Raw genomic sequence first — 7,594 nt, forward strand, 5'->3', positions numbered from 1 at the left:
TCCCCGCCGTCGTACAGGCGCAGTGCGACGGGCCGGGCGCCGTGCCGCAGCGCGTTGCCGACCAGGTTGGCCACGACGACGTCGAGGCGGCGCGGGTCGACGCGGCCGCGCAGGGTGCCGGGCGGCGGCAGGTCGCACTCCACCAGACCGGTCCAGGCGCGGGCGTCGAGGGTGCGCCGCAGGGACTCGGCGAGGTCGATCTCGTCCAGGTGCAGCACCGCGGCGCCCGCGTCGAAACGGGAGATCTCCATCAGGTCGTCCACCAGCCGGGCCAGCTTGACCGTCTCCTCGCTGATCAGGCGGACGGCGGTGGCGGTGTCCGGGGCGAGGCGGGCGGCGTCCTCGTCGAGGACGTCGGTGACGGCGGACATGGCCGCGAGGGGCGTGCGCAGTTCGTGCGACACGTCCGCGGCGAACCGGCGGGCCCGGGCCTCCATGCCGCGCAGCTCGGCCACCGACTTCTCCAGAGCGGCGGCCGTCTCGTTGAACGTGTGGGAGAGGTCGGCGAGTTCGTCGGACCCGTCGACGGCGAGCCGGGTGTCCAGGTGGCCCTCGGCGATGCTGCGGGTGGCGCGGCGCAGTGCCCGCACCGGGCGCAGCACCCCGCGGGCGGCGAGCAGCGCCAGCAGCACGGCGAGCGTCAGCGCGGGCACCGCGGCGCGTTCGACGGCGGTCACCAGAGCGTCGACGTAGGCGCGTTCCGTGGTCTGCGGCACGGTCAGGAAGACGTGGACACCGGAGGCGTAGGCGCCCTTCGCGGGCGCCTCGGCGAAGGTGACCGACATGCCGACGACGAGTGCGGTGCGGTCGCCGACCGCCACCCGCTGGAAGACCGTGGCCATGCTGGAGCCGACGGCCTCGCGGACGGCCGGTGTGAGCTCCGTGAAGCGGTCACCGGGGGCAGAGGTGGCGCTCACGCTGCCGTAGGTGGCCAGTACCCGCCAGGTCCCGGAGGGCTCGGAGCCGGCCACGTCCACCGCGAACCGGGCCAGGGCGGCTTGGTCCGGCGGGAAGGCGAGGTCCGGGGCGAGGCGCCCGACCTGGGCGCGCAGCTGCTGCATCACGGCGTCCTGGCTCTGCTGGAGCACACCGGTGCGGGCCTCGCGGAAGGTCAGGGCACCGGTGGTGGCCGCCGTGACGGCGGCCACCAGCGTGAAGGCGAGCACCAGGCGGATCCGCAGACCGCGCAGCTGCGGCAGACGCGGGCGCCTCACCGGGCCGTGAACCGGTAGCTCGCGCGGCGGTTCGCCCATCTTGGCGCGCAGCCGCCGTACGCAGGCGTCCACCAGCCGCGCGTCCCCGTGGTAGCTGTGCTCCCACACCGCCTCCAGCAGTTGCTGCCGGCTGAACACCTGCCCCGGCGACGCGGACAGGGTGAGCAGCAGCCGGAGTTCGGACGGGGCGAGCGGAATCGGCACCCCGCCGCGGGCGACCGAGAGCCCCGCCCGGTCGACGGACAGGTCCCCGTAGGTGTCGATCTTCGGTATGCCGCCCTCGCCGGGTGGGCCGCCCACCCGGCGCAGCACCGCGCGGATGCGGGCCTCCAGCACCCGCGCCTGAACGGGCTTGACCACGTAGTCGTCGGCGCCGGCCTCCAGGCCCACGACGATGTCCTCGTCGTCGCCGCGCGCGGTCGCCATGACGATCGGCAGGGTCTGGTCGAGGCCGCGGATCCGGCGGCACACGTCGAGCCCGGGCAGCCCAGGCAGCATGAGGTCGAGCACCACGACGTCCGGCCGGAAGGACCGCACCCGCTCCAGCCCGTCCTCCCCGGTCGGGACGGCGGCGACCTCATGGCCCCCGCGGCGCAGGGCCAGGGCCACCCCCTCCCGGACGGCACGGTCGTCTTCGATCAGCAGAACGCGTGGCATGCGCTCAAGTATCCGCATGGGATCCGCACAGCTGTCCGTTTGTTACGGGATGATCATATGGGCGGGCAACCCCCCTGTCCGTTACCTTTTCGTTATTGCTTGCGCCAGGTCCGATCACATTCCGATCACAGCCTGACCGTCATGACCACGCGCACAACACGTTCCTCCCGTGGCCGCCGGAGCGGCCCCTCCCACGCCGTCCACCGCGGGCAGCGGGGGAGAGGGCCGGTCCTGGTGGCCGTGGCCGCGCTGGCGGTTCTGGGGGCCGCCGCTTTCGCGGCCGTCGACGAGGGTTCGTCCGGTGCGGGAACAACCCCCGCCGGCGACCGGGGCGGGTCCACCGAGCGGGCCCGGTCCGGTCGCGTCGGCGCCGCCGGGCCGGCGCACGGCTCCCGGTCCCCGTCGCCCGGTCCGGCCGCCACCTCCGCCTCCCCCGGTCCCCGCACCTCGCTCACGCCGAACATCCCGGCCACCGGACCGGGCACGTTCGTCACCGCGACCGGCGGCAGCACCAGGGTCGGCTCCGGCACACCCCTGCGCTACCGGGTCGACGTCGAGAACGGCATCGGCCTCTCCACGGCGGACGTCGCCCGGCAGGTCGAGCACATCCTGGCCGACCCGCGCGGCTGGACCGCCGACGGCCACTCGGCGTTCCAGCGGGTGTCGAGCGGTCCGACCGACTTCGTCGTCCGGGTCGCGACGCCCGGGACGGTGGACAGGATCTGCGGGGAGTACGGGCTGGACACCGGGGGCGAGGTCAACTGCGACGTGGCCGAGCAGGTCATGGTGAACCTCAAGCGCTGGCTGCTGGCGACCCCCGTCTACGCCCACCGCGTCAAGGACTACCGGGCACTGATCATCAACCACGAGGTCGGCCACTTCCTCGGCCACGGGCACGCCGGCTGCCCCGGTCCCGGGCAGCCGGCCCCGGTGATGATGCAGCAGATCAAGGGCATGCACGGCTGCCTGCCCAACGTCTGGCCGTACGACGAAAAGGGCCGGTACCTGACCGGCCCGGCGGTGTCCTGACCCGTGCCGCGGACGCCGTGAACGCCCCACCGGCGTGCAGACGGCCGGGGCGGCGGCGCCGACGAGGCGGGCGGTGGTGCCGGCCCGTGCCGGGGCGTCCGCCGCACCGCCGACGGCGAGGACGGCGGCGACGAGGATGAAACCGGCTCCCCGCGCGCTGGTGCTGTGGTCGTCGTGACCTCGTCCCGGTGGCCCGCTGGCATACTGACCGGCGTGATGCGTGCGGGGGCATGGCGGGACACCTGGCACCGGCTGCGCCGCCGGATCGCCCAACGGCCCAACGTCTCCCCGGTGTTGCTCGGGCTGCTCGCGGTCGGTGAGGCTCTCGTGGAGTACTCCGCGGGCCACGGCACGGTCCCGCGGCTGTTCGCGGACGCGGCCTCCGGCCCCGGCCGTGTGCAACTCTCCCTGCTACTGGGGCTGTTCTGCCTGGCGACCGCCCTGCCGCTGCTGCCCCTGCGCCCGTTGACGACTGGAGCAACGGTCACGGCCGCGAGCCTCGGCTCGCTCGCGCTCCTGCACACCTGACCCGCGGTGATGCTGGACGACCCGTTCAACGGGCTCGACCCCGAGGGCTTCCGGTGGATGCGCGGCTTGCTCGCGGGCCCCGCCGGGTGGGCCGCGCCGTCCTGGACCGGGTTCGCGGTGCTCTGCGGCTACGCGGCCGTCGCGTTCGGCACCGCAGCCGCGCTGCTGCGCCGGAGGGACGCATGAGGCGCGCCGGGCGCGCGGAGTGGACGAAGCTGCGCACCGATGCCGGCAACGTCCGGCTGCTGCCGGGGTGATGGTGCTGACTCTGGCGGTGGGTGCCGGGGGCGCGGTGACGTCCCGGCATGGCTGTGCCTGACCGGGGTGACCGTGGGCCAGGTCGTGGTCGTCGCCGTCCTGAAGGTCGGCAACGCGTACGGCACCGGCATGAACGCGTACGGCACCGGCATGATGCGCACAACTCTCACCGCGGCCCCACGACGGCTGACGGTCCTGTGCGGCAAGGCCGCCGTGCTCACCGCTGTGTGCCGGCCGCGACGGTCTCGGTGCTTGGCTCGCTGCTGGTCGGACGCTTCTTCGAGCCGGACCGGGGCTCCATCCAGCGACACCGCTACCCGGCCCTGTAGCTGGCCGACGGGCCCCTGCGGGCCGCGGCGGCTTCCGTGCTCTACCTGGCCCTGGTCGGCCTGCGGGGCCTGGGCCTCGCCGTACGCGACTCGGCCACCGCCCTCGGCATCGTGCTGACCCTGCTTCGTCCTTCCGACCCTCGCCCGCGTCGTGGCCGCCCTCACGGCGGGCGGCTGACTGCTCCACTCGCGCGACGCGTGAACCGGCCGCCCGCGGCGGACGGGTCAGCCCTCCATCCAGCCGTGGTTCTTGGCGAACTGGGCCAGCGCCCCCCGGACCCGCACGATCTCCTCGGCGGTCAGCGTGGGCGCTGACGCCAGCAAGGTCTCGGTGACCTCACGGGTGAACTCGTCCGCGCTGAGCAGATCACACAGTGAGTCGTCGTCCGGACCAAGGGGGCGAATGTCGGCGCCCTGAGTGAGTGTGCGGAAGTCTGAGCCCTGGGTGAGCGTGCGGACTTCTGAGTTCTGAGCGAGCCGGACACCGGAAGCCTTCGGGCCGCGCTCGCCGGCCTCGATCTCGAATTGCACCGTGACACCCGGGCGGACGTAAGACTCCGACATCTGCATGTCATTCACGTGCAAGAAAACATCCTCGCCCCCACCATCCGGAGCGATAAACCCGTACCCGCGCGCGCTGTCAAACCGCACCACACGACCACTGACCATGACAAACCCCCAACCAAACCGGGCCACCTGCCCGGACACCTGGGTGTGATGATACTCGAGTCCGGCCGTTTGGTCGAGCGGGGCTCACCGGCGGTGCCGCGGGTGCCCGAGCGGACGGAAACGGAGAGGCAACTTGGGGCTGGGTAAAGGAGTTGATATGGAAAGCTGTCGGCAGCCGTCGGTGAGCCAAGGGGGGCCGGGGCGGTCGTTGAGAGGAGCGCACGTGACGCAGGACGGCATCGGGGCCGTGGAGATCGACACCAGCAAGCCGCATCCCGCGCGGATCTACGACTACCTGCTGGGCGGCAAGGACAACTACGAGGTCGACCGCAAGGCCGGTGACCAGCTCGCCTCCGTCGCGCCCGAGGTGTGGATATCCGTCCGGGCCAACCGCGGGTTCCTGCAGCGCGCGGTCCGGCACGTCATCGACAGCGGCGTCCGCCAGATCCTCGACATCGGCACCGGGCTGCCCACCTCGCCGAACGTGCACGAGATAGCCCAGGAGCTGGCGCCGGACGTCCGCGTCGCCTACGTCGACAACGACCCGATCGTGAAGGGCCACGGCGACGCGCTGCTCAGCCGCGCCGGCACCACCAGCATCGTCCTCGCCGACCTGCGCGACCCGCAGGCCGTCATCGAGCACCCCGAGGTCCGCCGGATCATCGACTTCGGCGAGCCCGTGGCCCTGTTCCTCGTCGCCATCCTCCACTTCATCCGCGACGAGGAGGAGCCCGAGCGGATCGTGGCCGCCCTGCGCGACGCGCTCCCGGCCGGCAGCTTCCTGGTGCTCTCGCACGCCACCGACGACTTCGCCGACGACCGCAGCGAGGCCCAGGCCGTCTACAACAACGCGTCCGCCTCCATGAACCTGCGCCCACGGGCCCGGATCGAGGGTTTCTTCGACGGGTTCGAGCTGGTCGAACCCGGCGTCACGCAGGTCCCGTTCTGGCGGCCGGACGCCACACCACCGGCCGGCTCCGAGGAGATCGGCTTCTACGGCGGAGTGGCCCGCAAGAAGGCCTGAGCCGACGTCGGGAAGGCCCGGTCCGCCGTGCGGGCGGACCGCGCTGCCGTCAGGCACTCCGACCTCGAACAGGGCGCCCGGCACTTGGGGCCGCCTGCCGCAGCAGGGCGAGCGCACCGCCGGTGACGGCCAAACGGGCGGCCAGGGCGGGCCGAGCGGGCAGCGAAAGGCGGCCTAGAAGGCTGATGAGGATCTTGGGGTTCTGGTCCTGCGGCGTGAGTGGCAGGACCAGACTCGTCTTGTGGCGGTGGGTGAGTGGGTGGGCGAGATGGTCGGGCCGGACGTGTGGGAGACGTGTCGGGATCTGATACCGGCCGGGAGTGTGTTCGCGTTCCTGGCAGAGCACCGCGGCGAGTTGTTCCCGGCGGTGATGTTCGCGGACGTGTACCCGTCGGCGAACGGGCGGCCGAGTATGCCGCCGCAGATCCTGGCTGCCGCGATCACCTTGCAGGCGCTGCACGGGCTGTCGGACTTCGAGACGGTCCAGGAACTGCGGTGCGACCTGCGGTGGAAGGCCGCATGTGGGCTCGGCCTCAACGACATGGCCTTCGACCCGTCGCTGCTGGCTTATTTCCGCCGCCGGCTGGCCCGTTCCGCCCGCCCGAACCGTATTTTCGAGGCCGTGCGCGAGGTCGTGAAGGCCACCGGGGTCCTGAAGGGCAAGCACCGCCGGGCGCTGGACTCCAGCGTGCTGGACGACGCGGTCGCCACCCAGGACACCGTCACCCAGCTCATCGCCGCCGTCCGGGCGGTGATCCGCGAGGTCCCCGGCGCTGGCGCGGTCGCCGCTGCCCAGTGCAGCGCACACGACTACACCGACCCGGGCAAGCCCCGCATTGTCTGGAACGACGAGCAGGCCCGCGCCGAACTGGTCGACGCGCTGGTCACAGACGCCCTGTGGCTGCTGGGCCACCTGCCCGAACAGCAGCTCGGTGAGAAAGCGGCGAACGCGGTGGGCATCCTGGCCCTGGTCGCCGGCCAGGACGTCGAGCCCGCCGAGGACTCCGACGGCCGTGACGGCCGCTGGCGCATCACCCGGGGCACCGCCCCGAACCGGAGGGTCTCCAGCATCGATCCCGAAGCACGCCACGTGCACAGGACCCGCACTCACCGGCAGGACGGTTTCAAGGCCCACCTGGCCGTCGAACCCGAGACCGGGTTATACACCGCCGTCGTCCTGCGGCCCGGGGCTGGGCCCGAGCACCACGAGGGCGTGGTCGGCCTGGAACTGCTCGCCGACGAGGACACCCCACTCGATGCCTTCGGTGACACCGCCTACTCCACCGGCGATGTCCGCCAGGCCCTCCACGGGGCCGGGCACCGGCTGTTCATCAAGGCCGCCCCGCTGCGGCGCGCCGTCCCCGGCGGCTTCACCCTCGACGATTTCGCCATCGACAGCCAAGCCGCCGTCGTGACCTGCCCGGCTGGACACACCGTGGCCCTGTCCGACCCCGGCGGGCAGCATCACCAGCGCAAAGCCTCTTTCGGGGACCTGTGCGCCGGCTGCCCCCTGCGTGAGCGGTGCACCAAAGCCAAGGCCGGACGCATCCTGACCATCCGCCCCCACCACGACCTCCAGACAGCCGCCCGCCACCAGGCCGCCACCGACCCCGGCTGGCAGGCCGACTACCGCCGCTGGCGGCCCCCCGTGGAACGCGCCGTCGCCTGGCTCGTCCACCACGGCAACCGGCGCCTGCGCTACCGCGGCACCATCAAGAACGACACCTGGCTCCACACCCGAGCCGCCGCCCTCAACCTCCGCCGGCTGATCAGCCTCGGGCTCACCCACACCAGTGGTACCTGGCATATCGCACCAGCCAGTGCATGAGCGGAGGGCTGTCCGGCCTGACGGCCGAACAGCCCTCACCAAGATCTTCATCAGCCTT

7 protein-coding genes and 1 pseudogene are annotated in these 7,594 nt (G+C 72.5%); 5 read left to right on the forward strand and 3 right to left on the reverse strand.

The window, feature by feature from the left end; translation table 11 throughout:
* Together JF597_RS01390 and JF597_RS01395 are read right to left on the reverse strand one after the other, a co-directional pair.
* Window positions 1–1,253, reverse strand: a 1,253-nt coding sequence (locus JF597_RS01390; RefSeq protein ID WP_293987470.1) for a histidine kinase dimerization/phospho-acceptor domain-containing protein, incomplete at its 3' end; no start/stop codon positions are given.
* 45 nt (window positions 1,254–1,298) lie between these two features.
* Window positions 1,299–1,889: pseudogene (locus JF597_RS01395) on the reverse strand (response regulator transcription factor); the annotation flags it as partial.
* A 123-nt stretch (window positions 1,890–2,012) separates the two neighbouring features.
* Here JF597_RS01395 and JF597_RS01400 point away from each other — a divergent pair.
* The 3 genes from JF597_RS01400 to JF597_RS01410 all read left to right on the forward strand — a co-directional run bounded on the left by JF597_RS01400 (window position 2,013) and on the right by JF597_RS01410 (window position 3,614).
* A complete protein-coding gene (locus JF597_RS01400; RefSeq protein ID WP_293987461.1) occupies window positions 2,013–2,900 on the forward strand; it encodes a DUF3152 domain-containing protein in 888 nt (295 codons plus the stop codon).
* 213 nt (window positions 2,901–3,113) lie between these two features.
* Window positions 3,114–3,428, forward strand: a complete 315-nt coding sequence (locus tag JF597_RS01405) for a hypothetical protein (RefSeq protein WP_293987463.1) — start codon at window positions 3,114–3,116, stop codon at window positions 3,426–3,428.
* A gap of 9 nt (window positions 3,429–3,437) precedes the next feature.
* The gene (locus JF597_RS01410; RefSeq protein ID WP_293987465.1) at window positions 3,438–3,614 is read left to right on the forward strand and encodes a hypothetical protein; all 177 of its coding nucleotides are present in this window, start codon (window positions 3,438–3,440) and stop codon (window positions 3,612–3,614) included.
* Between the two features lie 626 nt (window positions 3,615–4,240).
* Here JF597_RS01410 and JF597_RS01415 read toward each other — a convergent pair.
* The gene (locus JF597_RS01415) at window positions 4,241–4,684 is read right to left on the reverse strand and encodes a cold-shock protein (protein WP_293987472.1); all 444 of its coding nucleotides are present in this window, start codon (window positions 4,682–4,684) and stop codon (window positions 4,241–4,243) included.
* 223 nt (window positions 4,685–4,907) lie between these two features.
* On the opposite strand from JF597_RS01415, the gene JF597_RS01420 reads away from it, so the two are divergent.
* Together JF597_RS01420 and JF597_RS01425 are read left to right on the forward strand one after the other, a co-directional pair.
* Window positions 4,908–5,708, forward strand: coding sequence for an SAM-dependent methyltransferase (locus JF597_RS01420; protein ID WP_293987468.1), 801 nt, complete (start codon window positions 4,908–4,910; stop codon window positions 5,706–5,708).
* Window positions 5,709–5,976: 268 nt separating this feature from the next.
* On the forward strand, window positions 5,977–7,536 hold the full coding sequence (locus tag JF597_RS01425) for an IS1182 family transposase (RefSeq protein WP_293987474.1): 1,560 nt from the start codon (window positions 5,977–5,979) through the stop codon (window positions 7,534–7,536).
* Window positions 7,537–7,594 lie beyond the last annotated feature (58 nt).

Origin of the sequence: Streptomyces sp. (assembly GCF_019510245.1) — a bacterium.
GTDB lineage: Bacteria > Actinomycetota > Actinomycetes > Streptomycetales > Streptomycetaceae > Streptomyces.